Genomic DNA, 20883 nt, shown 5'->3' with positions numbered 1-20883 from the left:
CCCCCCCCCCCCCCCCCCCCCCCCCCCCCCCCCCCCCCCCCCCCCCCCCCCCCCCCCCCCCCCCCCCCCCCCCCCCCCCCCCCCCCCCCCCCGCGGCCGGGCGCGGCTCAGGCCGCGGGCTTGCCCGCCGGAGTCAGCGGGCCGACCGGCTTGCCGCCGGACTGGAGGAACTTCTGCAGGGCGAAGTTGTCGACGATGCCCCAGCGCTCGGCGATCCGGTCGCCCTCGAAGCGGAACCAGATGATCGCCTGGTGCTGCACCTGCAGTCCGGTCGGCTGGATGCCGATGAACGGGCCGGTGTGGCGGCCGTGCATGACCCAGCGGATGGCGGCCTTGTCGCCCATCGATATGAAGTCGAGGATCTCGTACTTGATGTCGCTGAACGCGGACTGCTGGATCCGGATGGTGTGCTTGAACGCCTCCGGGCCGCGCATGGAGTCGTCGTGGCTGCCGTGGTTGCGGAAGTCGGCGGTGAGGTAGCGGTCGGCGGCCGCCAGGTCGCCGAGGTCGAGGCCCTCGTGGAAGACCTTCTCGATCAGTTCCTTCTGCTGGTCCGCGGTGAGCGTGGTCGGCATGGGTGGGTTCTCCTTGGCTGAAGTGAGCGTGTTTCCTCGGGTGTCGAGGGTCTGCCGGTCGACCTGGGTCACTCCCCTGGGCACGGCGCCGGTCGTCCACACGATCCGCAGCCGCAGCCGGTCGAAACGCCAGCCGCCGGGGGTGCGCCGGGCCGTGCCGGTGAAGCGGCCGCCGAGCTGGAAGTACCGGGTGGGGTCCGGCGGCAGCGGCGAGCCGTGGTGCACGTGGGAGGCGATCAGGCTCCAGCTCAGTGCGGCCCGGTCGCCGTCGACGTCGACCTGGGTCTCCGAGCCGTGGTGGTGGGTACGGCCCCAGCGCGCCATGATCTCGGTGGTGAAGCCGGCCACCCCGGCGAGGCCCTGGTGGCTGCCCACCGGGAACGTCATCTCGATGTCCTCGGTGAACAGGGACCTCGCCCAGGTCTCGTCGAAGCCGCCCTCGTCGAGGCCGGCCAGATAGCGCCCGGCCAGGTCCCTGAGGCTCAGCACGTCGGTGAGCCGGGCGACCTCGGCCGTCATGACACCCGGCGCGCTTCGGTCCGGGCGTCCGTCGCGTAGATCACGACGTCGTCGGGGCCGTGCACGACGGCCTTGCCCTCGCCGGTGAGCGCGTCGCCGTCGTGCCGCGCGGTGATGTCGATCTGGATGTACGCGGCCCGGTGGCCGTTGGGGCTGATCTGGGTGACGTCGAGGTTGAAGTCCTCGCGCAGGGAGAACTCCAGCGAGTCGTCGCCGGTGACGGTCCAGGCGCCGGTTCCGGTGCTCTTGCGCGTGGTGACCGAGAGCGAGCCGTCCGGGGCGAAGGCGACGGTGTACTCGTCCACCTCGCCGTCGTGCGTGACCGTACCCGTCCATTGTCCGACGGGTGTCCAGGTGGAAACAGGCATCGACCACACTTCCTCAAGTCGGGGCGGAGGGAAAACAAAAAATCCGCGCCCCGGTCGGGGCACGGATTTCGGGATGGACGCCACGGGCTCGAATGCAGAGGCCCGCGAGAAGCGCCGCCGCCGTCAGGGCATGGGGGCGCCGAAAAGAGTGTGACACCTCTGTTCGGATGCGTCAACTTCCCTTTGAATGAAGCGAGTTGATAATCAGGGCGGGCAACCGAAGCAGCCCCCGCGGCCGGGGGGACGGGCCGCGGGGGCTGCTTCGCACCGGATCCCCGCACGGATCCGGTTTCTTGCGGGTGATGGTCGGTGAATTCCGCGCGGCAGCGCGGAGTTACTCGAATTCACTGCGGTCGCGGGGTCTCGCGCCGGTTATTCGGTCTCGCTCCTGCGTGCCAGTGCGAACAGTTCGTCGAGGTCGTACTCGGCCCGCCGGGGGCCGCCGTGGCGGGTGAGTTTGCCGCGGCTGGCCCATTTGCGGATGGTCGCCTGGGTGACGCCCATCGCGAGGGCCGCCAGTTCCGTCGGGACCGTGCGCGGCTTCGCCGCCGCGGACGCCGTCCCGCCGTCACCGTCTCCCGTGCCCGTCATGTCGTCACCGCCTCCCGCGCCCGGTTCGCGACCAGCAGCCACTGGCGCGGCGGCAGCGCGTGCCCGGCGTCGCACGCGACCTGGTCCGGCACCCGGTCGCCGCCGTCCGCCGGCAGGATGCCGTGGAGCGTCCCGGTGCACCCCGGCCGGGTGCAGGCGCCGAGGGCGAACCGGCGGACCGGGCCCGGCCCGAGCAGGTGGCCGAAGTCGGTGAGGAGTTCGCCGAGTTCCTCGTCGAGGTCGGCGCCCGCCGGGTGCCCGGCGAACCAGGGCAGTTGCCCGCGCAGGAACCCGACCAGTGCGGGCACCCCGCGGCCCGCGGGCCGGGCGCCGGTGCGCTCGTCCACGACGAGCCGCGCCCACAGCGCCATGACCTCGGCCGCCCGGGCCCGCAGGGCCAGCGTCCGCTCGTCGAGCACGATGCCGACGGTGGCACGGCTGCCGCTCACCCGCTCGCGCAGCACCGGCGCCCCGGGCGCCAGCGCCTGGTCGCTCTCCCGGTACAGGTCGAGCAGGGTACGCAGGCCGCGGTCGATCCGGTCCAGGCAGCGGACGCAGATCCGGCCGCAGCGCCTGCGGCAGTCGCGGCTGACGTGGTCGTCCGTGAGTCGCTCCGGCTCTTCCATTCGGATCCCCCGAATCCTCGGTCCGTGTGGAACTGCGTCCAGTCTCACGGGGGCGGGCGGCCTGCTTCAACGGACGGCGGTTCAGGCTTCCCACAATCCTCCGCAGCTCTGTCAGCGGAGTGTCAAACCTGTGTCAACTGGCCGGATTTGAGCCCTTTTACAAACAGACCTGTCTGATTGAGGATGCGTCCGGGACTCCGCTCACCGCGCATGTTTCCGGACATCCACCCCTGCCGCCAGGGACGTTGGGATCCTGTGGAGATCATGCGGAGGTGGACGACTACCGGGGGCCTCCCTCGAAACAGGCATGGTTGTATGATTCTTACCACCATTGGCACCGGTGCCCGCAGGGAGTGCATGTACCGGGCACACTGCTGGCAGGGAAGGCGGGTACGACCTGATGCAGGCGCGATCCGAGCACACGCGTCAGGCTCTCGTCCATGCCACCGCCGAGCTCATCGCGGACGGTCGGCTGTCCGACGCGGGACTGGTCAACATCTGCCGCCGGGCCGGGGTCAGCCGGGGGGCGCTCTACCACCACTTCGCCTCCACCACCGCGCTGACCGCGGCCGTGTACGAGGAGGCGAGAGCGCGGGTGGAGGCGCTGACCGAGGAGGCCTTCGCGGGGCCGGCGGCGGACGCGCCCAGGCGCTTCCTGTTCGCGCTCGGCGAGGCCATGCGCACCGAGAAGGTCGTCCGGGCGGGCATGCAGCTGGCCGCGGACGGCTCGGCCGGACCGCCCCGGCTGCGCGACGACCTGCTCGCCGCGGTCCACGAGCGGGTGGCGGAGGCGCAGAAGGAGTCCGCGGAGCAGGCCGAGGACCTCGCCGACCTGGCGGTGGTGATGGCCGCGGGCATCGAGACCCTCGGGCACACCAACCCCGGCTGGTGGGACGGCGACATCACCCAGCGCCTGTGGCGGCTGCTGCGCCCGCTGTTCGACCGGGACCGGCCGCCGGGCCGGGGCGGCGAGCGCAGGATCTGAGAGCGGGCCGCTCACTCCTCGGGCGGCGTCGTGCGCAGCCGCCCGACCAGGCCCGGCGTGGCGAGTCCCGGCAGCAGGAACTTCCACAGGACGCTGGTGCGTTCGGGCAGGTCGGCGCGGCCGGTGTAGGCCTGGGACATGATCTGCAGTCCGGTGAAGGAGCCGACGATCAGGGAGCTCACCTCGCGCACGTCCACGCCCGGCAGGATCTCGTCCCGCTTCTCGGCTTCCTGAAGCAGCGTCAGGACGGTGTCCATGGACTGCTCGTAGGTGGTCTGCGGCGGGCAGTCGAACGACGTCTGCTCCGTCGTCAGCCGCACGCTCGCGCGCAGCACCGCGTCGTGCTGCAGGCGCCGGGCGAACTCCAGGGTCAGGTCGATCACCGACTGCAGCCTGATCGGCCGTTCCGGCACTTGCAGGGCCTCGGCGTGGGCCTGCACCAGGGCCAGCGCGATGGCTTCCTTGGAGGGGAAGTGATGGTAGAGGGACCCCCGGGTGAGTCCGGTGCGGGCCAGGATCTCGTTGGTGCTGGCGGCGTCGTAGCCGCGCTCGTCGAAGACCTGGGCCGCCGCCTCCAGGATCGACCGCCGTGACCGCTTGCCGCGTTCCTGCTGAGCCATGCCAGATCCTTACGCTCTCCCGCTGAATTCAACAGACTGGTCTGTATCGTAAGCCGCACAGGCGGCCCACGGTCAGTACCGCGGCGGGAGTTGTCAGAAAGCGGTTCCGGGGCCGTGCGCCGGGACCGGGCGTGACCTGGGAGAACGCGGGAGAGGACTAGGGACTGCCGATCCGGAAACCGACTCCCCGGACGGTGACGATCCAGGCACTGGAGCCCAGTTTGCCGCGCAGGGTACCCACATGGGTGTCGACCGTGCGACCGCGCGGCGACCACGCGTCGTCCCACACCTGGGCCATGATCTGACGGCGCGGGATCACCGTGCCGGGCTGCGAGGCCAGCAGGTGGAGGAGGTCGAACTCCTTGCGGGTCAGGTCGAGGGGCCGCCCGTCGAGCATGGCCGTGCGGGCACCCGGGTCGATGCGCAGCGGCCCGTGGGTGACGACCCGTCCGGCCGCCGGTGCGTCCGCCGGCCGGACCCGCACCCGGCGCAGCACCGCCTCCATCCGGGCCAGCAGTTCCCGGAAGCCGTACGGCTTGACGAGATAGTCGTCCGCGCCGGCCTGCAGGCAGAGCACGCAGTCGAGTTCCGAGCCGCGCGCGGTCATGGCGATGATCGGCAGGTCGCTGACCGCCCGGATGCCGCGGCACACCTCGAGGCCGTCGAGGTCGGGCAGGTCGAGGTCGAGCAGGACGAGGTCGGCCTCGCGGTGGCCGCGCAGCGCCTGGGCGCCGGTGGTCGCGCCGTGGGTGGCGTAGCCGTGCCGGGCCAGCCCCTGCAGGAGGGGGTCGGCGGCCCGTGGGTCGTTCTCGACGACCAGGACGTGCAGCGCTCCCGCGCGGGGCGTGCCGTACGCGGGGGCCGGGTGGGCCGGGTGCGCTGCCGAGTGGCCGGCCGGGTGACCGGCCGGGACGAGCGGGCCGTGCGAGCGGTGGCGCCGCGGCGACGGCGCCACGAGGTCCGCGTACTGGCGGTTCATCTGCTCCCCCTGAGGCACATCCACGTCATCTCGGACTGCGGGTTCACGACGAGACCGTACCAAACAGACTTGTCTGATTGTCAACTGCCCAGGCCGGAAGGCGCGTCACCTGCGCCACCCTCTCACGCCCCTACCTTGAGCTGCGATTTCGTCGGAATACCGGACAAGTGGGAGGTCAGACTCCGTTAAGTCGCCCCACAGAAAGACTTGACCAAGAGCCACGCATCTCCGGTGAACCATACAGCCTTGTACGTTTCATGGTAACAATACCGGCATAACGGATCGTTGACATCGATGGCAAGCCCTCAAGCCTTCCCGACTCGCCCAAGAAATCGCTTCGCCCCTTGCAGAACCGGACCGACCTGTCTGTATCTTGTGGGGCAGAACGTCGGCCACGGGGGGTGACAGCCGGCGTACGGCTTGTTGCCCCCTCCTTCCCGTCACACCGACACAGGAGCGCTGCACATGCCGCACCTCACCGACCGGGCCATCGCCCCGAAGCCGCTGCTTCCCGGACTGACCACCACTGTGCCGCGTGAGTACGTCCACCGCGCGGCGGTCTCCGAAGTCCTGCTCACCGGCTGGGAGCGCGACGAGTCCCCGGGCGCCGACGGCTTCGACGGCTTCGTCGTCCGGGCCCAATGGCCGCGCAGCCACGCGCTGTTCGCCCCCGACGGCGGATACCAGGACCCGATGCTGCTGATCGAGTCGATCCGCCAGATCGGATCCCTGCTCGCCCACGCCGAGTTCGACGTGCCGTTCGGCTACCAGTTCCTCATGTCTGACATGTCCGTGACCGCCGAGCCCGACCTGCTCGTCGCGGACGCGGTCCCCACCGACGTCGAGATGCACGCGGTCTGCCGGGACGTCGTCCGCCGCGCCGGCCGGCTGCGGGAGATGCGCTACGACGTCACCGTGGTCCGGGAGAACGGGGCTCGCGCCACCGCCTCGGCCGCGTTCCGCTGCATGAGCCCGGAGGTGTACCGGCGCATGCGCGGGGAGCGCCCCACCACCACCGACCGCACCCCGCCGCCGGCCCTCGACCCGGCCACCGTGGGCCACGCCACCGCCCGGCACGTCGCCCTGTGCGAACCCGCGCCCGGCACCCGGGGCAGATGGGAACTGCGGGTCGACACCGCGCACCCGACCTACTTCGACCACCCGGTCGACCACATACCCGGCATGTTCCTCCTGGAGGCGGCCCGCCAGGCCGCGCACGCCCGCACCGGGGCACCCTGCGCCCTGCTGCTCGGCACGCGCAGCGAGTTCACGCGGTACGCCGAACTCGACGCGCCCTGCTGGATCACGGCCGACCCCGAACCCTACGGCGACCGCGGCGACCTGCTGGTGCGGGTGCGCGGCAGCCAGCGGCAGGAGACGGTCTTCACCGCCGAACTCGTCCTGCGGCCCCGTGTCCGCTGACCCCGACCGCTCCCCGGGAGTCTCCCCGTGCCCATCCTTCTCATCACCGGCGCGTCCGGGTTCGTCGGAGCCCACGTGACGCGCGAGGCACAGCGCCGGCGGGCCGACCTCAGGCTCATGAGCCACCGCCGGTCCCTGCCGCGGTCCTGCTCCGGGGCCCGGACCGTGCACGCCGACCTCACCGACCCCCGCTCGCTGCGCGGGGTGTGCGACGGGGTCGACGTACTCCTGCACTGCGCGGCACAGATCGGCGGCAGTACCGCGGCCAACGAGGCGGTCAACGCGCGTGGCACGGCGGCGCTGGTCGCCGAGGCGCGGCGGGCCGGAGTGCGCCGGATCGTCCAGCTCAGCACGGCCTCGGTGTACGGCCGCGGCACCTTCCGCGGTCACCGGCCCGAGGAGCTCACCCGCAATCCGTGCTCCGTCACCTCCCGCACCCGCGCGGCGGCGGAGGACGCGGTGCTCGCGGCCGGCGGCGTGGTGCTGCGGCCCCATCTGGTCTTCGGAGTGGGGGACCTGTGGGTCGGCCCGACCCTGGCACGGCTGCTGCGGGCCCTGCCGGGAGTGGTGGCCGGCTGGCTGTCACGGGCGTCGGTCATCGGCGCGCCGGACCTGGCCCGGCTGCTGGTCGCGACCGCGCTGGCGCCGGACGGGGTCCTGACCTCGCGCGTGTACCACGCCGCGGATCCGGCGCCGGTCACCGTGGGCAGTGCGCTGCGGGCGGTCGCCGGCTGTGCGGGGATCGACTGGCCGCGTGACAACCTCACCGTCGAGGGGGCCAAGGCGATCCTCGCGGCGAAGGGGGTTGCGCCGGGCACGCTCGACATCCTCACGACGGACCACTTCTTCGCGGCCGACGCGCTCTGGGCGGATCTCGGTCAGCGGCCGGGGGGCGGCTTCGACACGTGGTTCGGCCGCGCCGAACCGTGGTACCGCTCCATCCTTGCGACGAACTGACGTTCCGCCCGGCACCCGCTGCGCCTGGTACCGGGTCCGGTGGCCCCACCCACCGGACCCTTTTGCGCCGCCCTGCTTTCCGGGCGGCTTTTCTTGTGCGGGGAGTCCCTGTGCGCCAACGGGGGCGCCTGGATGGGTTGTCGGGCGGCTGCGGATGGATCTGGGCTGGTCGCGCAGTTCCTCCCCCAGCCTTCGGCTGGGGGTACCCCCAGCGCCCCTGAAGGGGCGCCATGAGTGCCCGGTACGGTGAAGCAATGGTTCTTCGCTGTGCTGTGATCGACGACTTTCAAGGGGTGGGCGGGGAGTTCGGGGACTGGGCCTCGCTCGCCGGTCGGGTCGAGGTGGTGTCGCTGCGGGAGCATCCCGGGGACGAGGACGAACTCGTCGCGGCTCTCGCCGGCTTCGACATCGTGGTGACCCTGCGCGAGCGTGTCGCCTTTCCCGGTTCGGTGCTCGAACGGCTCCCCCGGCTGCGGCTCCTGATCGCCTCCGGGATGCGCAACAGCGTCATCGACTACGCGGCCGCCGAGGCGCACGGGATCACGGTGTGCGGGACGGAGAGTTCCTCGGCGCCGCCGGTCGAGCTGACCTGGGCGCTGCTGCTGGGGCTGGCCCGGGGGCTGGTCCAGGAGAGCGCGGCGCTGCGGGGCGGCGGGCCCTGGCAGTCCACCGTCGGCGCCGATCTGCACGGGCGCCGGCTCGGGCTGCTCGGCCTGGGGAAGATCGGCGGCAAGGTCGCTCAGGTCGGACTCGCCTTCGGCATGCACGTCAGCGCCTGGAGCCAGAACCTCGGCAAGGAGCGCGCCGAGGAGGTCGGCGTCGGCCTCGCGCCGAGCAAGGAGGACCTGCTCGCCACCAGCGACTTCGTCTCCGTCCACCTGGCGCTCGGCGACCGCACCCGGGGGCTGCTCGGCGCCGCCGAACTCGCCCTCCTCAAGCCCACCGCCTACCTCGTCAACACCTCGCGCGCGGCGATCGTGGACCAGGACGCGCTGCTCGCCGCGCTGCACGAGGGCCGGATCGCGGGCGCCGGTGTCGACGTCTTCGACACCGAGCCGCTGCCCGCCGGCCACCCGATGCGCACCGCGCCCCGGCTGCTGGCCACCCCGCACCTCGGTTACGTCTCCCACGCCAACTACACCACGTACTACGGCCAGGCCGTGGAGAACATCCGGGCCTTCCTGGCCGGCGCCCCGGTACGGCGGCTGCCGCAGGGGGTGTCCTGACTCCGGCCCTTGGAGTGATCGTCGGCTGATCGGCGTGACCAGCCGCAGGTCGGGGCGTTGAACGGGGAGTGCGGCGGCTGGTCCTGCCGCCGCACTCCCCGAGCAACAAGAAGGAGAACGTGATGTCTCGCATCGCGAAGGCCGCCGTCGTAGCCCTCGGCACCGGCGCTGTGGTGATCGGCGGGGCCGGCCTGGCCCTGGCCGACGCGGGTGCCAACGGCGAGGCCGTCAACTCGCCCGGCGTGGTGTCCGGCAACGTCATCGAGGTCCCGGTCAACATCCCGGTGAACGTGTGCGGCGACACCGTCGACGTGATCGGTCTGCTGAACCCGGCGTTCGGCAACGCCTGCGGCAACGGAGGCCACCTCAAGAGCGGTGACGGCAAGAACGGCGGCTACGGCTCCTGAGCCACCGCCTGCGAAGGAGCCCCGGCGCGCCCTGCGCGCCGGGGCTCTTCCCGTGTCCGGCGCCGGCTCAGGCGTACCGGTAGATCCGGCTCACGTCCTCCAGCGACTCGGGGGTGACGTCCCACGGCGGCAGCTTCCCGCCGCGGGCGACGATCCGGTCGCGCTGCGGGTCGCCGGGGCCCGGCGGCTGCGCCGGCAGGTACCGCCCGCGGTGCCGGGACTTCCAGCGCTCCCACTGGAGGTCGACGAAGGCGTGGTGGAACCAGAAGACGGGGTCGTTGACGGAGGCGCCGCCGAGCATGGCGCCGCCGACCCAGCGGTGCACCCGGTTGTGGTTGTGCCACGACGCCTTGCCGCTGCCGGTCCCCCAGCCCTCCAGCAGGTTGCGGAAACCCCGGGTGACCGTCGAGTCCCACGGCGGGACGTCGTAGGCGGGGTCGGCCAGCGCCCGGTCGAGTTCGGCACCGGTGGGCAGGTCGATCGGATCGCGGGCCCGGCCCAGGTCCCGGGCGAGGAACTCGCCGTCGGTGACGCCCTCCGTGATGGTCCAGTGCCCCGCCGCATAGGCGAACGGGCCGGTCATCACCTGCTGGTCGCGGGCCCGGCCGTTGCCGCCGAGCAGATCCCTCGTCCACGGCACACCGGACGCCGAACGGTCCCTCGTCCAGTCCCAGTACGGCACCGTCACCGACCCGTCGACCCGGCGCAGGGCCTGCTCCAGATCGAGCAGGAAGCGGCGGTGCCAGGGCAGAAAGGAGGGCGCCATGTGGGCGGCGCGCAGCCCGTCCTCGCCGTCGGGGGTGTAGTACTCGATGTGCATCCGCACGAACTCGTCGTACTCGCCGCGCCGTTTGACCTCCAGGAACGCCTTCACGAGCCGCCCCCGCTCGGCGGCCGTCAGCCTGCTGACGTCCTTACGCACGTACGCCATGGTCTCCCCCCATGTGCATGTGTCCCGGCCCCGGATCGCGCAGCCGCTGCCCGGGACCCATCTCGTCGACGGCCCCGCGGGTCGCCGCCAGCGGGGTCGGGTACGAGCTGTAGTGGTCCACCATGCTGAGCCAGCTGCCGTCGGCCCGCCGCATCAGATGCAGCGGCCGGCCGTCCACGGTGACCTGCCACTCGCCGCCGTCGACGGCCCGCTCGGCCGCCGGTACCAGCGCACCCCGGATGCGGCGTCCCCGGTAGGTCTCGTCGAAGGAGGTGCCCGCGGGCGCCCCGGCCGGGGGCGAGGGGCGGGAGGCGGCGACGACCGGGGCGAACGCGAGGGCGGCCACGGAGGCGAACAGCCCCCGCGTCAGCTCGCGCCGCGTCGGTCCGCCCGTCCCGGCTCTGCCCGGCTGCCCCGCTCCCGGCTCCGCGCCCACCGCCACACCACCGACTCCGACGACCATGCCCACTCCTCGTACGGTTCACCGACCACTGTCGGTACCGGTAACCGTCCAAGGGGGCGCCCGGTCACCACCGCACCGCCGTCCGGCGCGGGACCGGGCCGAAAGGGCCGTGTCCGAGGGGGGTTTACCGGCCGGTGCCGGAGCCGGCGCCCAGCTTGCCGCCGACGACCGTCTGCAGGACCGGGGCCAGCACCCCGACCTCGGGCATCTTCAGGTGCGGCACGCCGTAGTGCTGCGGGTCGGGCGCGCTGAGGGGCGCGTCCAGCGCCAGGCCGGGGGTGAGGGTGCGCAGGTCGGAGGCCGGGAGGTCGATGCCGACGTGGTCGAAGCCGGCGCCGAGGGCACGCGGGAGCGGCACGCCGAGGTCGACGCCGGGCAGCTGGCCGTTCATCGGCACCCGCGGCAGCGCGCCCTCCGGGATGAGCCGGCCCTCGACGTAGCGGGGCCCCTCGGGGACGCCCGGGATCAGCAGCGGCAGCTCCAGGCCGAGCTTGGGCATCTCGGTGCCGAGGGACTTCTCCGCGCCGTCCAGGGGCACGGGCACGGGGACCCCGCCGGTCGCGGCGGCGGGCGTGGCGGCCGCGCCCATGGCGACGGCGACGCCCGCGACGACGGCAAGGGTTCCTCGGGTGGTCGGCTTCATGTCAGGTACGGGCCTTTCGGGATACGGGAGCAGCGACGTCCGTACCGGGTAACGAGCCCGGAATCGGCATCAGTTCACAATTCGCCCGGGTGCAGCATTAGTCGGCTGTACGCCAGTCCGCGCTCGTCCGCTCCTCCGGAAATCTACTCCTCCGGAAGTCTGCTCCTACGACAATCCGCTCCTCCGGAATTCCGTTCCTCCGACATGTCGGCGTTCCGGTATTCCGATGTTCCGGCATTCCGGAGTTCCGTTGGTCAGCTCGTCCAGAAGTCCCACCATCGGGTCAGGACGAGCATGCCGACGACCCCGGTGTGCAGCACCGGCAGCACCCAGGTGAACTCGCCGAGGAACTCCCGCAGCGGGCGCGGTGCAGGCAGGAACCGCCGGCGTACGGCGAAGGCGGTGACGTACCAGAACAGGACGATGGTGGCCACCCAGGCCAGGCAGCACCACAGGCACAGCGCGCCGATCCGGTACAGCGACTCGAACTGCAGCCAGGACACGAATCCGATGCCGAAGGCGCAGCCGGCGTCGAAGGTCAGCCAGTACCAGGCGGGGAAGCGGGCGCCGGCCAGCAGGCTGGTGCCGACGCAGATCACCACGGCGTAGGCCACCAGGCCCAGCATCGGGTTGGGGAACCCGAACGCCGAGGCCTGGGCGCTCTTCATCACGCTGCCGCAGGACACCACCGGGTTCAGGCTGCACCCGGGCACGAAGTGCGGGTTCTCGAGGAGCTTGAACTTGTCGAGGGTGATGACCCAGGAGGCCAGCAGCCCGGCCGCCCCCGCGACCACCGTCAGCAGCGCGAACCCCCGCCCGGCCCCCGCGGCCCGGGCCATCAGCCGCGCAGGCTGCGGGCCGGCAGGACAACGTGTGCGGCGGCGGTCAGGGTCTCCTCGGCCCCGGCGAAGTCCCGCAGCGCCTCGGGGTCGACGGGCCTGCCCGGTTCGCCCTCGGGCCACGGGCGGGTGGTGAACACCAGGTAGGCGTAGCCGCGTTCGCCGACCGCGGCGAGCCACTCCGCGGGCGCGGGGCACTGGGCGTTGAGCGGGGCAAGGCTGAGGACGGCCTGGCCGGCCTCGACGAGCAGGGTGACGGGCAGGCTGGGCCGGGCGGTGCCGTCGACGAGGTCGCCGCCCACCGGCAGCCCGTTGTTCGCCAGCAGCGCCTCGATCGCGGCCGCGGTGGCCTCGGGACCGCCCTCCGCGTCACCGAGGGAGTAGGCCAGCAGATAGGGCATGTCGCCGCCGTCGGGGGCCTCGCCGCTCCAGGCCAGCACGACGAGCGTGCCGAGGTCGGCGAGGCGGAACGGGCGGGTTTCGCTTGGGGTTGAGGTCACCGCGCGACCCTACCGACGGGCCGTGCGGCGGCCGGGTGCCCGCTCACCCGGTCGGCGGACGCCCGCCGGACGGGCCACACGAACGAGGGACACCCCTCGGTGTCCCTCGAACACTCCCGGCCCGGCCCGCCCTCCGCCGGCTCAGCCCTGCAGCGGCAGGCCGCCGAGCAGCGGGTTGTGCTGGTTGAGGGCCGCGGCCGCGGTCTTGACCGTGTTGAGCGGGGAGCGCTTGTTCTCGGTGTTGAGCGCGTTCGACTGGTGCCGCAGCGGCATCGCCTGGTTCAGGTCAAGGCCGTCCTTGGTGATCGTGTTCACCGCGCCGTTGAGGCTGGTGGGCGTGAGGTCGGCGGTGTTGTAGGCGAACGCGGGCGCGGCGACGCCGACGAGGGCCACGGAACCGGCGGCGACGGCGACGGCCTTCAGCGAGTTCATCATGTTCCTTTCTTCGGCGACTTTCGGCAACGCAAGCCGCCCGGGGGAATTCGACGTCATGTCCAACGATGTCCCGGCGGACCGGAAACCCCGTTTTCGGAAGACATATGAGATCCCGAAGGCACCGGCCGGGCCGGGCGCGCTCCGGTGGACGGCCGGGAAAAACGGATCGGCCGTCCGCCCGCGGGATGCGCGGGTGGACGGCCGGCCGAAGGGAACAGCCGCTGCGTCAGTCGTTGGCGCAGGTGTTGCCGAAGCCGGGGTTCAGCAGGCCGATCACGTCGATGGTGTCGCCGCAGACGTTGACCGGAACGTGGATCGGAACCTCGATCACGTTGCCCGACAGCACGCCCGGGGAGTGGGCGGCGGCGCTGTTCGCGCCGCTGTCGGCGACAGCCGCAGCGGCACCGCCGGCGACGGCCGCGACGGCAGCGGTGGACAGGACCAGGCCCTTCGCGATACGCGACATGGAGAGGTCTCCTTGGGGTCGAAACAAACATACGGGCGGATGCCCAGCGCTGTGTCAACGCGTGGCGCCGCCCCGGGTTGTGCCGCCACACGAGTGATCTCCGGGGAGCCGCCTTCACGACTCCGACACACTTGCCCGGTTTTGACGGATTAATACGGATAGCGACTAGAGTTGCGAACCTCCCGACTTACCCTTATTGACATCACATCAGACTGTTCCGCCCGTCTCTCCGCTCCCCTGAAGGAACGAAGCCGGTCATGCGCAATCTCCTGGGCCCGCTGCTGTGCCGTGCGTCGGCGAGCGCGCTCGTCCTCGCCTCGGTCCGGGCACCGGGCACCGCCCTGACGACGGCTGAGCCCGCCCCCGAGGCTGCGCGCATCCCCTTCGCCGAGCGCCACCACGCGCTGCCGCGCGGCGGCGCCGGCGCCCTCCAGGCCTCGGCGGAGGTGACCGAGCCGGTCCGTTCCAGCGGCTCAGGACGGTGGACGGCCGGCCTCCGGGACGGCCTCGACTCCCTCGGCACACCGGCCGGGGTACGGCTGAACGGGCTACACGCCCCGCGTGGCGCCGGCGGCCGGACGGGTCTCGTGGCATACAACGGCGGCCGGAACGGCACCGGCGACTCGCTCACCTACACCACCGCCGGCCCCGCACCCGTCCCGCTCCAGGACTCCGCCGACCCGGCCGACGACGTACTCGACTCCACGATCAACGAACCCGGCCCGGTACGCGCCCGGCGTGAGCCCGCGTACGCCAGCACGCTCGGCTACGACTCGGATGTGTCCGATCCAGGTACCGGTCTCGCCCACGGCGGTGACCAGCTGACCTTCCGGCTCGTTTCCCAGCGCGACGCGGCGTGGGCGGGCGCGCTCTTCGCCGCCGTGGACGCGCGGTAGTACGCCGCGTCCCCGCCCGCAATCCCGAGCGCGCCCCCCGTGAGCGAGGAATCCGCGTATGCACCGATCAGCCACCGACCCTCGGCCACGGGTCCTCCACCTGGCGCAGCCCGTCGAGGGCGGAGTGGCCCGGGTTGTCCTGGATCTGACGAAGGCCCAGCTCACGGCCGGTCTGCGGGTCACGCTGGCCTGCCCCGGTGGTGACCTGGCCGAGCGCGCGCGGGCCCTGGGCGCCGAGGTGCGCGGGTGGCACGCCGACCGCTCCCCGGGCGCCGGTCTCCCGGACGAGGTACGCCGCCTCGGCCGGCTGCTCGACGAGGTACGGCCCGCACTGGTGCACGCGCACAGCGCGAAGGCGGGCCTCGCCGGACGGCTCGCCGTGCGCGGGCGCGTCCCGACCCTGTTCCAGCCGCACGCCTGGTCCTTCGAGGCCGTCGGCGGCGCCACCGCCGTGCTGGCGCTGCGGTGGGAGCGGTGGGGCGCGCGCTGGGCGCACCGGGTGGTGTGCGTCAGCGAGGCCGAGCGCACGACCGGCATGCGCGCCGGGATCCGCGCCCGGTACACGGTCGTCCCGAACGGCATCGACACCGAGCACTTCACCCCGGCCGGCCCGGTAGGCCCAGCCGGCCCGGTAGGCCCAGCCGGCCCTGGAGAGCGGCCCGCGGGGGCTCCCCTGGTCGTCTGTGTCGGGCGGCTGTGCCGGCAGAAGGGCCAGGACGTGCTGCTGCGGGCCTGGCCCGAGGTGCTGCGCAGGGTGCCGGACGCCCGGCTGGCCCTGGTCGGCGACGGACCCGACCGGGACGCGCTCCACCGGCTCGCGGCCTCGGTCTCCGCCGCCCAGGTCCGCACCGACTCGGTCGAGTTCGTGGGCCCCGTCGCGGACGTCCGGCCCTGGTACCGGGCCGCCGACCTGGTGGTGCTGCCCTCGCGCTGGGAGGGCATGGCGCTCGCCCCGCTGGAGGCGCTGGCCTGCGGGCGGCCGGTGCTGGTCACCGATGTCGACGGCGCCCGCGAGAGCCTGCCGCCCGGCCACGCGGCGCACTGCCTGGTCCCGCCGGGCCGGCCCGGCGCGCTGGCCGGGGCGGTCGCCGCGCTGCTCCTCGACCCGGAGCTGCGTGCCTCGCTCGGCGGCCGGGGGCGCCGGCACGTCCTGTCCACGCACGATGTGCGGCGCACGGCGGAGGCGGTCGCGGTGCTGTACCGCGAACTCCTCGGCGGGCGGCCGCTGGTGTCCTTCGAGCGCAGGGAGTCCATCCACTCGTGACCGCGGAAAGCACCGTCCCCTCCCCCGGCGCCAAGCCCCGGGACCACGGACTCTCGCCCGTCTCCGTGCTGCCGCCGCGCACCACCGGCGGCTTCCGGTTCCCGCTGCGGCGGCCGCCCGTGCGGCCCGCCTCCCCGGCGCCGCTGCTCGCCGCCGACCTGGGTGCCGCGCTGCTCGGCGCGGCCGCGCTCGACGGGGCCGTCCGCCGGCCCGCCCTGGTCGCCCTGCTGGTGGCCGGGGCGATACTGCTGCGCCCGCAGACCGTCCGGCGGATGACCGGGATCCTCGACGAACTCCCCGCCGTGTGCGGCCGGATCGCCGTCGTCTGGCTGGGCCTGGCCGCGGCCGTCGCCGCCTGGGACCCGGGCCGTGCGCTGTCCGTCCGCGCCCTGCTGCTCGGCTTCGCCCTGCACGCGGCGGCGGCCGGCGCGGGCCGCGGCCTGGTGCACTGGCGGCGCCGCCTCGCGCTGCTGCGCCGGCCGCGCGCCGCCCTGGTCGTCGGCCCGGCCGCCACCGCCCAGCGGGTCGCCGCCGCCGTGCTGCGCCACCCGTCCTGCGGGGTGCGCCCGGTGGGCGTCGTCGCCGAACACCCCGAGGGCGCCGAGGGCCTGCCCGTGCTGACCACCGGCGAGGAGGTCGAGCGTGCCCTCATCCAGAACGGGGTCCGGGCCGTCCTCACCGTCCACCCCGCCGTGCGCGCCGAACAGGGCCCGCTGCTGCGGGCGCTGGCCGAGTCCGGCTGCGTGGTCTGGGAGGTCGACGCGGACTCACCGGCGTACGAGACGCGCGACCAGCTCGCCGGGTTCTCCTGCCGCCGCCTGGAGATGGGCTCGCGGCGGCGCGGCAGCGTCGGCAAGCGGGTCCTGGACATCGCCGTCTCCGGGGCGGCGCTGGTACTGGCCGGACCGCTGCTGCTGGTCTGCGCGACCGTGCTGCGGATCACCGACGGGCCCGGAGTCGTCTTCCGGCAGGAGCGGATCGGCAAGGACGGCCGCCCCTTCACCCTGCTGAAGCTGCGCACCCACCGCCCGGTCGACGAGCACGAGGCCGCCACCCGCTGGAGCGTGGCCGGCGAGATCAAGATGAGCCGGTTCTGCCGCTTCCTGCGCCAGACCTCCCTGGACGAGCTGCTCCAGCTGTGGAACGTGCTCTGGGGCGACATGAGCCTGGTCGGCCCGCGCCCAGAACGGCCCTTCTTCGTCGGCCAGTTCAGCCAGACCTACCCGGGCTACGCGGCCCGCCACCGGATGCGGACCGGCATCACGGGACTCGCCCAGATCAACGGGCTGCGCGGCGACACCTCCATCGAGGACCGGGCCCGCTTCGACAACGCCTACATCGACAACTGGTCGCTGTGGCAGGACGTCTGCATCCTGCTGCGCACCGCGGCCGCGCTCGTGCGCTCGACGGGGAGCTGAGAATGAGCTTCGCACTGTCACCGGCCCGGCCGCTGCGGCTGCCGCCGGTGCTGGCCGCGGTCGCCGTGCTCGCGGTCCTCGCGCTGCCGCTCGCCCCGGGCGGCGACGAGGGCGGTGCGGGGCCCGCCGACGCGGTGTCCGCCCTCGTGGTGCTGTACGCCGCGCTGCGCACACTGCGGGAGCGGCGGCGCCCGCTGTCCGCCACGACCGTGGCGGTGCTCGGCATGCCGGTGGTGGGGCTGGCCGTCGCGGCGATGGGCGCGGCCTCGCCGGGCGCCGGGCTGACCGGCCTCGGCCGCTACCTCCAGGTGTTCGTCCTGGTCCCCGCCGCCGTCGTGCTGCTGGTTCGGGACCGCGCCGACTTCCGGCTCCTCGCCTGGTCGTTCGTGGGGCTCGCGGTCTGGCAGGGCGCGGTCGGGGTGCACCAGTACGTCACCGGCACCGGGGCGTCGTACCAGGGCGAGGAGATCCGCGCGGTCGGCACCTTCGGGGCGCAGGACGTGATGGGCATGGCCACCGTCGTGTCGTTCGGTCTGGTCTGCGCTCTCGGGCTGGCGCTCGGGCGTTCCCCGGTACGGCAGCGGGTGGCGGCGGGCGCGTGCGCGCTCGGGCTGCTGCTGCCGCTGGCCGTCTCCTTCAGCCGGGGCGCCTGGATCGCCACGGTCCTGACCTGCGGTGTGCAGCTCGCCCTGGCGGGGCTGCGGCGGGCGCTGAAGGTGGCGGCGGTCGCGGTCGCGGCCGGCGTGGTGCTGGTGGGCGGCTTCGGGGTGGGTACGGCCATGCTCCAGGAGCGGCTCAGCAGCATCGGGCAGGTCACGGACGCGCCGGACCAGTCGGTGGTCGACCGGTACACGCTGTGGGCGGCGGCGACGGGGATGTGGCGGGAGCACCCGGTGACCGGCGTCGGCCTGAAGAACTTCCCCGCGTACCGGGACGCGCACGCCTCGCTGGCGCTGTCGTCCGGGAGCGACACGGAGGGGGCGGGGGCGGCGTACCGGAAGCAGCCGCTGCTGTCGCCGCACAACATGTACCTGCTGGTCCTCAGCGAGCAGGGGCTGCTCGGGCTGCTCGCCCTGGCGGGCAGCTGGCTGGCGCTGCTGGCGTGCGGGCTGCGGGGGCTGTGGCGGGCGCGCGCGGGGGACGGGCTCGACTGTGCGCTGGTGGGGTGCGGGCTGCTGATCTGGCAGCTCGTCGATTTCGCGTACGCCGACATCGGGGGGCCGTCGACGGTTCTCACGGCGGTGGTGTTCGGGGCGGTGGCATGGTGGGCGTTGGTGGGGGCGGAGCGGGACGCGAAGGCTGCGGCGCGGTGACGGTGACGCCGGGGGTGGAAGGGTCGGACGTCGACTGCGGGTCGGTGGGGGCTGAGCGCGCCCACGCGGCGGAGCCGCAGGTGTCACAGCCCCGCGCCCCTGAGGGGGTTGCCGAGCCCGGCGTCGAGAACTCACCCCCCACGCGCGGATTCCTCGCCAAGGCCGCTCTCGGTACCGCCGCGTTCTCCGTGCTCGGGTCGCTTCTCGGGCTGATCCGCGACCAGTCGCTCGCGCGGCTCTTCGGGGCCGGGCGGGACACCGACGCGTTCCTGGTCGCGTGGACCGTGCCCGAGTTCGCGGCGACGCTGCTCATCGAGGACGGGCTGGCGTTCGCCCTCGTGCCCGCGTTCAGCCTGGCCCTGGCCCGGCGGACGCAGGGGACGCCCGGCGATCCCGTACGGGCCCTCGTCGCCGGGACGCTGCCCAAGCTGGCCCTGGCCTTCGCCGGCGTCGGCGCCCTGCTGGTCGGCGGGGCCCCGCAACTCGTCGAGGCGCTCGCGCCGGGGCTGCGGGACCCCGGCCTCGCCGTCGGCTGCACCCGGCTCACCGCCACCTGCGTGCTGACCTTCGGACTGGCCGGGTACTGCAGCGCCGCCCTGCGCGCGCACCGGCGGTTCCTCGCCCCGGCCTCGATCTACGTCGCCTACAACGCCGGGATCATCGCGGCGATGTTCGCGCTCGGCGGCCACTGGGGCGTGCGGTCGGCGGCTTTCGGGGTGGCGGCCGGGGGCGCCGTGATGGTCGCCGTACAGGTGCCGTCGCTGCTCGGGCAGTTGCGGCGCAGGCCCAAGGCGCGGGAGGAGGGCGCGGCCGGTGCCGCGGAGCGGCCGCTGAACGTGGCGCTGATGGCCACCGTGCTGCTGTTCGCGCTGTGCCGGCAGTCGCAGGTCCTGATCGAGCGGTTCCTCGCCTCGCACCTGCACTCCGGGGCCATCTCGCACCTCAACTACGCGCAGAAGGTCGCGCAGATCCCGATGACGATGTCGCTGATGCTGTGCACGGTCACCTTCCCCGTGGTGGCCCGGGCGCTGGCCGAGGGCGACACCGAGCGGGCCCGGAGCCGGGTCGAGCGGGACCTGTCGGTGGCCGCGAGCGTGGTGCTGCTCGGCACCGCCGTGGTCGTGGCCTGTGCGCCGCAGCTCATCCAGCTGCTGTTCCAGCGCGGCGCGTTCACCTCCGTGGACACCGCCGCCACGGCCGGGGTGATGCGCGTCTACGCGCTCGGGCTGCTCGGGCAGACCCTGGTCGGGGTGCTGGTCCGCTCGTACTTCTCGGCGGGCCGCGCCTCCTGGTACCCGGTGGGCGCCATGGCCGCCGGGATCGTGGTGACCTCCTGGATCGGCGCCCTGACGGTCGGCCCGTACGGCGTCACCGGCATCGCCGCCGCCAACGCCGCCGGCATCACCGCCACCGCCGTGCTCCTGCTCGCCGGGACGGGCCCGCGCAGCGTCCCGATCCGTACCCGGCGGGTGCTCGCCGAACTGAGCCGGCCGGTGCGGGCGGCGGTCGCCGCGACCGCCGCCGGGCTCTTCGCCGCCGCGCGGCCGGCGGACCCGTTCACCGGTCTGGCCGCCGGCGCCACGGCCGTCACCGTCGTCTTCGTCCTGCTCGGCTGGGCCCTGGGCGCCCAGGGTTTCGCACCCGCACTCCGTTCCGTAGCCACCGTCACCCGAAGGCTCGCGCATGCCGTCTTCCATTGAGTCCGCCGTGAGAGCCGGACGCCTCACCGGCCCGGTCCCCTGGGTCGCCATGTACCACTCCGTGGGCGACTGTTCCGACGACCCGTACCGCGTCACCGTCTCCCCCGGGCGGCTGGAGAAGCAGCTCGGCTGGCTGCGCCGGCGCGGGCTGCGCGGGGTGTCGGTGGCCGGGCTGATCGCCGCACGGGCCCGCGGCGAGGGACGCCGGCTGGTGGCGCTGACCTTCGACGACGGGTACGCCGACTTCCTCGACCACGCCCTGCCCGTGCTGGACCGCTGGGGCTGCGGCGCCACCCTCTTCGTGCTGCCCGGACGGCTCGGCGGCGACAACGCCTGGGACCCGCTGGGCCCGCGCAAGCCGCTGCTCACCGCGGACGGCGTCCGGCGGGCCGCCTGCAGCGGGGTGGAGATCGGCTCCCACGGGCTCACCCACGTCGACCTGACGAAGGCCGACGCGGAGACCCTGCGGGCCGAGACCGCCGACAGCCGGGCGCAGCTGGAGGAGCTGGTCCAGTCCCCCGTCGAGGGCTTCTGCTACCCCTACGGCAGCGTCGACCAGCGGGCCGTCGACGCCGTGCGGGACGCCGGATACGGCTACGGCTGCGCCATCGACCCGGGCCCGCTGGGCGGCCCGTACGCCCTGCCCCGCGTGCACATCGGGCAGAACGACCACGCCGGGCGCCTCTTCCTGAAGTACCGGCTGCACCGGCTGCGCCGCCGTCCGGTCCAGGGGCTGTGAG

24 protein-coding genes are annotated in these 20883 nt (G+C 73.5%); 11 read left to right on the top strand and 13 right to left on the bottom strand.

Annotated elements, in window-relative coordinates; genetic code table 11:
• Nucleotides 1–107: 107 nt before the first annotated feature.
• The 4 genes from ACZ63F_RS23960 to ACZ63F_RS23945 form a co-directional block, all read right to left on the bottom strand.
• A complete protein-coding gene (locus ACZ63F_RS23960; RefSeq protein WP_352365636.1) occupies nt 108–1094 on the bottom strand; it encodes an ester cyclase in 987 nt (328 codons plus the stop codon).
• Nucleotides 1091–1462, bottom strand: coding sequence for a dehydrogenase (locus ACZ63F_RS23955; RefSeq protein WP_256215980.1), 372 nt, complete (start codon nt 1460–1462; stop codon nt 1091–1093). Before ACZ63F_RS23955 ends, ACZ63F_RS23960 begins: the two co-directional genes overlap by 4 nt.
• Before the next feature lie 372 nt (nt 1463–1834).
• Entirely contained in the window at nt 1835–2053 is a 219-nt protein-coding gene (locus tag ACZ63F_RS23950) for a hypothetical protein (protein ID WP_351959116.1), read from the bottom strand.
• Nucleotides 2050–2679, bottom strand: coding sequence for an OvmZ protein (locus ACZ63F_RS23945; RefSeq protein WP_469713556.1), 630 nt, complete (start codon nt 2677–2679; stop codon nt 2050–2052). The genes ACZ63F_RS23950 and ACZ63F_RS23945 overlap by 4 nt, the downstream gene beginning before the upstream one ends.
• Nucleotides 2680–3079: 400 nt before the next feature.
• Between ACZ63F_RS23945 and ACZ63F_RS23940 the strand changes: the two genes are divergently transcribed.
• Nucleotides 3080–3664, top strand: coding sequence for a TetR/AcrR family transcriptional regulator (locus tag ACZ63F_RS23940; protein ID WP_352365630.1), 585 nt, complete (start codon nt 3080–3082; stop codon nt 3662–3664).
• Nucleotides 3665–3675: 11 nt separating this feature from the next.
• Here the strand turns inward: ACZ63F_RS23940 and ACZ63F_RS23935 are convergent, their stop codons facing one another.
• Together ACZ63F_RS23935 and ACZ63F_RS23930 are read right to left on the bottom strand one after the other, a co-directional pair.
• Nucleotides 3676–4284, bottom strand: coding sequence for a ScbR family autoregulator-binding transcription factor (locus ACZ63F_RS23935; protein WP_469713554.1), 609 nt, complete (start codon nt 4282–4284; stop codon nt 3676–3678).
• 157 nt (nt 4285–4441) lie between these two features.
• Complete coding sequence (locus ACZ63F_RS23930; protein WP_469713552.1) at nt 4442–5263, bottom strand: response regulator transcription factor; 822 nt, start codon at nt 5261–5263, stop codon at nt 4442–4444.
• A 465-nt stretch (nt 5264–5728) separates the two neighbouring features.
• Here ACZ63F_RS23930 and ACZ63F_RS23925 point away from each other — a divergent pair, with 465 nt between their 5' ends.
• The 4 genes from ACZ63F_RS23925 (at nt 5729) to ACZ63F_RS23910 (ending at nt 9275) form a co-directional block, all read left to right on the top strand.
• A complete protein-coding gene (locus tag ACZ63F_RS23925; RefSeq protein WP_469713551.1) occupies nt 5729–6685 on the top strand; it encodes a ScbA/BarX family gamma-butyrolactone biosynthesis protein in 957 nt (318 codons plus the stop codon).
• A 27-nt stretch (nt 6686–6712) separates the two neighbouring features.
• A complete protein-coding gene (locus ACZ63F_RS23920; RefSeq protein WP_469713548.1) occupies nt 6713–7642 on the top strand; it encodes an NAD-dependent epimerase/dehydratase family protein in 930 nt (309 codons plus the stop codon).
• A 254-nt stretch (nt 7643–7896) separates the two neighbouring features.
• Entirely contained in the window at nt 7897–8868 is a 972-nt protein-coding gene (locus ACZ63F_RS23915) for a D-2-hydroxyacid dehydrogenase family protein (RefSeq protein ID WP_469713547.1), read from the top strand.
• 122 nt (nt 8869–8990) lie between these two features.
• A complete protein-coding gene (locus ACZ63F_RS23910; protein WP_469713545.1) occupies nt 8991–9275 on the top strand; it encodes a chaplin in 285 nt (94 codons plus the stop codon).
• Between the two features lie 67 nt (nt 9276–9342).
• On the opposite strand, the gene ACZ63F_RS23905 is transcribed toward ACZ63F_RS23910, so the two are convergent.
• The 7 genes from ACZ63F_RS23905 to ACZ63F_RS23875 form a co-directional block, all read right to left on the bottom strand.
• On the bottom strand, nt 9343–10206 hold the full coding sequence (locus ACZ63F_RS23905) for a tyrosinase family protein (protein WP_469713543.1): 864 nt from the start codon (nt 10204–10206) through the stop codon (nt 9343–9345).
• Nucleotides 10190–10669 (bottom strand): tyrosinase cofactor, encoded by a 480-nt coding sequence (locus ACZ63F_RS23900; protein ID WP_469713541.1) that lies wholly within the window; start codon nt 10667–10669, stop codon nt 10190–10192. The genes ACZ63F_RS23905 and ACZ63F_RS23900 overlap by 17 nt, the downstream gene beginning before the upstream one ends.
• 124 nt (nt 10670–10793) lie before the next feature.
• On the bottom strand, nt 10794–11312 hold the full coding sequence (locus ACZ63F_RS23895; RefSeq protein ID WP_469713540.1) for a hypothetical protein: 519 nt from the start codon (nt 11310–11312) through the stop codon (nt 10794–10796).
• A gap of 254 nt (nt 11313–11566) precedes the next feature.
• Complete coding sequence (locus ACZ63F_RS23890; protein ID WP_469713537.1) at nt 11567–12151, bottom strand: vitamin K epoxide reductase family protein; 585 nt, start codon at nt 12149–12151, stop codon at nt 11567–11569.
• Nucleotides 12151–12651, bottom strand: coding sequence for a DUF5949 family protein (locus ACZ63F_RS23885; protein ID WP_351959103.1), 501 nt, complete (start codon nt 12649–12651; stop codon nt 12151–12153). Before ACZ63F_RS23885 ends, ACZ63F_RS23890 begins: the two co-directional genes overlap by 1 nt.
• 141 nt (nt 12652–12792) lie before the next feature.
• Nucleotides 12793–13083 (bottom strand): hypothetical protein, encoded by a 291-nt coding sequence (locus ACZ63F_RS23880; protein ID WP_352365680.1) that lies wholly within the window; start codon nt 13081–13083, stop codon nt 12793–12795.
• A gap of 229 nt (nt 13084–13312) precedes the next feature.
• The gene (locus ACZ63F_RS23875; RefSeq protein WP_469713535.1) at nt 13313–13552 is read right to left on the bottom strand and encodes a chaplin; all 240 of its coding nucleotides are present in this window, start codon (nt 13550–13552) and stop codon (nt 13313–13315) included.
• A gap of 257 nt (nt 13553–13809) precedes the next feature.
• Here ACZ63F_RS23875 and ACZ63F_RS23870 point away from each other — a divergent pair, with 257 nt between their 5' ends.
• Genes ACZ63F_RS23870 through ACZ63F_RS23845 form a run of 6 tightly spaced genes read left to right on the top strand, consistent with a single transcriptional unit; the run spans nt 13810 to nt 20882 of the window.
• The gene (locus ACZ63F_RS23870) at nt 13810–14448 is read left to right on the top strand and encodes a hypothetical protein (RefSeq protein ID WP_469713534.1); all 639 of its coding nucleotides are present in this window, start codon (nt 13810–13812) and stop codon (nt 14446–14448) included.
• A 58-nt stretch (nt 14449–14506) separates the two neighbouring features.
• Nucleotides 14507–15712: a glycosyltransferase gene (locus ACZ63F_RS23865; RefSeq protein ID WP_469713532.1), complete on the top strand. Its 1206-nt coding sequence runs from the start codon at nt 14507–14509 to the stop codon at nt 15710–15712.
• On the top strand, nt 15709–17130 hold the full coding sequence (locus ACZ63F_RS23860) for an exopolysaccharide biosynthesis polyprenyl glycosylphosphotransferase (RefSeq protein WP_469713530.1): 1422 nt from the start codon (nt 15709–15711) through the stop codon (nt 17128–17130). The genes ACZ63F_RS23865 and ACZ63F_RS23860 overlap by 4 nt, the downstream gene beginning before the upstream one ends.
• A gap of 2 nt (nt 17131–17132) precedes the next feature.
• On the top strand, nt 17133–18443 hold the full coding sequence (locus ACZ63F_RS23855) for an O-antigen ligase family protein (RefSeq protein ID WP_469713529.1): 1311 nt from the start codon (nt 17133–17135) through the stop codon (nt 18441–18443).
• Nucleotides 18392–20143: a lipid II flippase MurJ gene (locus ACZ63F_RS23850; RefSeq protein WP_469713527.1), complete on the top strand. Its 1752-nt coding sequence runs from the start codon at nt 18392–18394 to the stop codon at nt 20141–20143. The genes ACZ63F_RS23855 and ACZ63F_RS23850 overlap by 52 nt, the downstream gene beginning before the upstream one ends.
• A gap of 49 nt (nt 20144–20192) precedes the next feature.
• Nucleotides 20193–20882: a polysaccharide deacetylase family protein gene (locus tag ACZ63F_RS23845; protein ID WP_469713584.1), complete on the top strand. Its 690-nt coding sequence runs from the start codon at nt 20193–20195 to the stop codon at nt 20880–20882.
• The last annotated feature ends 1 nt before the right edge of the window (nt 20883 follow it).

It is taken from the genome of Streptomyces sp. NPDC104761, assembly GCF_055583445.1.
The sequence above is the reverse complement of the archived record's forward strand: the minus strand, read 5'-3'. Positions and strand labels throughout refer to the sequence as shown.

Coding starts and splice junctions, on each gene's coding strand:
- ACZ63F_RS23960 (WP_352365636.1), bottom strand. CDS start 1,094: ATGACGGCCGAGGTCGCCCGGCTCACCGACGTGCTGAGCCTCAGGGAC.
- ACZ63F_RS23955 (WP_256215980.1), bottom strand. CDS start 1,462: ATGCCTGTTTCCACCTGGACACCCGTCGGACAATGGACGGGTACGGTC.
- ACZ63F_RS23950 (WP_351959116.1), bottom strand. CDS start 2,053: ATGACGGGCACGGGAGACGGTGACGGCGGGACGGCGTCCGCGGCGGCG.
- ACZ63F_RS23945 (WP_469713556.1), bottom strand. CDS start 2,679: ATGGAAGAGCCGGAGCGACTCACGGACGACCACGTCAGCCGCGACTGC.
- ACZ63F_RS23940 (WP_352365630.1), top strand. CDS start 3,080: ATGCAGGCGCGATCCGAGCACACGCGTCAGGCTCTCGTCCATGCCACC.
- ACZ63F_RS23935 (WP_469713554.1), bottom strand. CDS start 4,284: ATGGCTCAGCAGGAACGCGGCAAGCGGTCACGGCGGTCGATCCTGGAG.
- ACZ63F_RS23930 (WP_469713552.1), bottom strand. CDS start 5,263: ATGAACCGCCAGTACGCGGACCTCGTGGCGCCGTCGCCGCGGCGCCAC.
- ACZ63F_RS23925 (WP_469713551.1), top strand. CDS start 5,729: ATGCCGCACCTCACCGACCGGGCCATCGCCCCGAAGCCGCTGCTTCCC.
- ACZ63F_RS23915 (WP_469713547.1), top strand. CDS start 7,897: ATGGTTCTTCGCTGTGCTGTGATCGACGACTTTCAAGGGGTGGGCGGG.
- ACZ63F_RS23910 (WP_469713545.1), top strand. CDS start 8,991: ATGTCTCGCATCGCGAAGGCCGCCGTCGTAGCCCTCGGCACCGGCGCT.
- ACZ63F_RS23905 (WP_469713543.1), bottom strand. CDS start 10,206: ATGGCGTACGTGCGTAAGGACGTCAGCAGGCTGACGGCCGCCGAGCGG.
- ACZ63F_RS23900 (WP_469713541.1), bottom strand. CDS start 10,669: ATGGTCGTCGGAGTCGGTGGTGTGGCGGTGGGCGCGGAGCCGGGAGCG.
- ACZ63F_RS23895 (WP_469713540.1), bottom strand. CDS start 11,312: ATGAAGCCGACCACCCGAGGAACCCTTGCCGTCGTCGCGGGCGTCGCC.
- ACZ63F_RS23890 (WP_469713537.1), bottom strand. CDS start 12,151: ATGGCCCGGGCCGCGGGGGCCGGGCGGGGGTTCGCGCTGCTGACGGTG.
- ACZ63F_RS23880 (WP_352365680.1), bottom strand. CDS start 13,083: ATGAACTCGCTGAAGGCCGTCGCCGTCGCCGCCGGTTCCGTGGCCCTC.
- ACZ63F_RS23875 (WP_469713535.1), bottom strand. CDS start 13,552: ATGTCGCGTATCGCGAAGGGCCTGGTCCTGTCCACCGCTGCCGTCGCG.
- ACZ63F_RS23870 (WP_469713534.1), top strand. CDS start 13,810: ATGCGCAATCTCCTGGGCCCGCTGCTGTGCCGTGCGTCGGCGAGCGCG.
- ACZ63F_RS23865 (WP_469713532.1), top strand. CDS start 14,507: ATGCACCGATCAGCCACCGACCCTCGGCCACGGGTCCTCCACCTGGCG.
- ACZ63F_RS23855 (WP_469713529.1), top strand. CDS start 17,133: ATGAGCTTCGCACTGTCACCGGCCCGGCCGCTGCGGCTGCCGCCGGTG.
- ACZ63F_RS23850 (WP_469713527.1), top strand. CDS start 18,392: ATGGTGGGCGTTGGTGGGGGCGGAGCGGGACGCGAAGGCTGCGGCGCG.
- ACZ63F_RS23845 (WP_469713584.1), top strand. CDS start 20,193: ATGTACCACTCCGTGGGCGACTGTTCCGACGACCCGTACCGCGTCACC.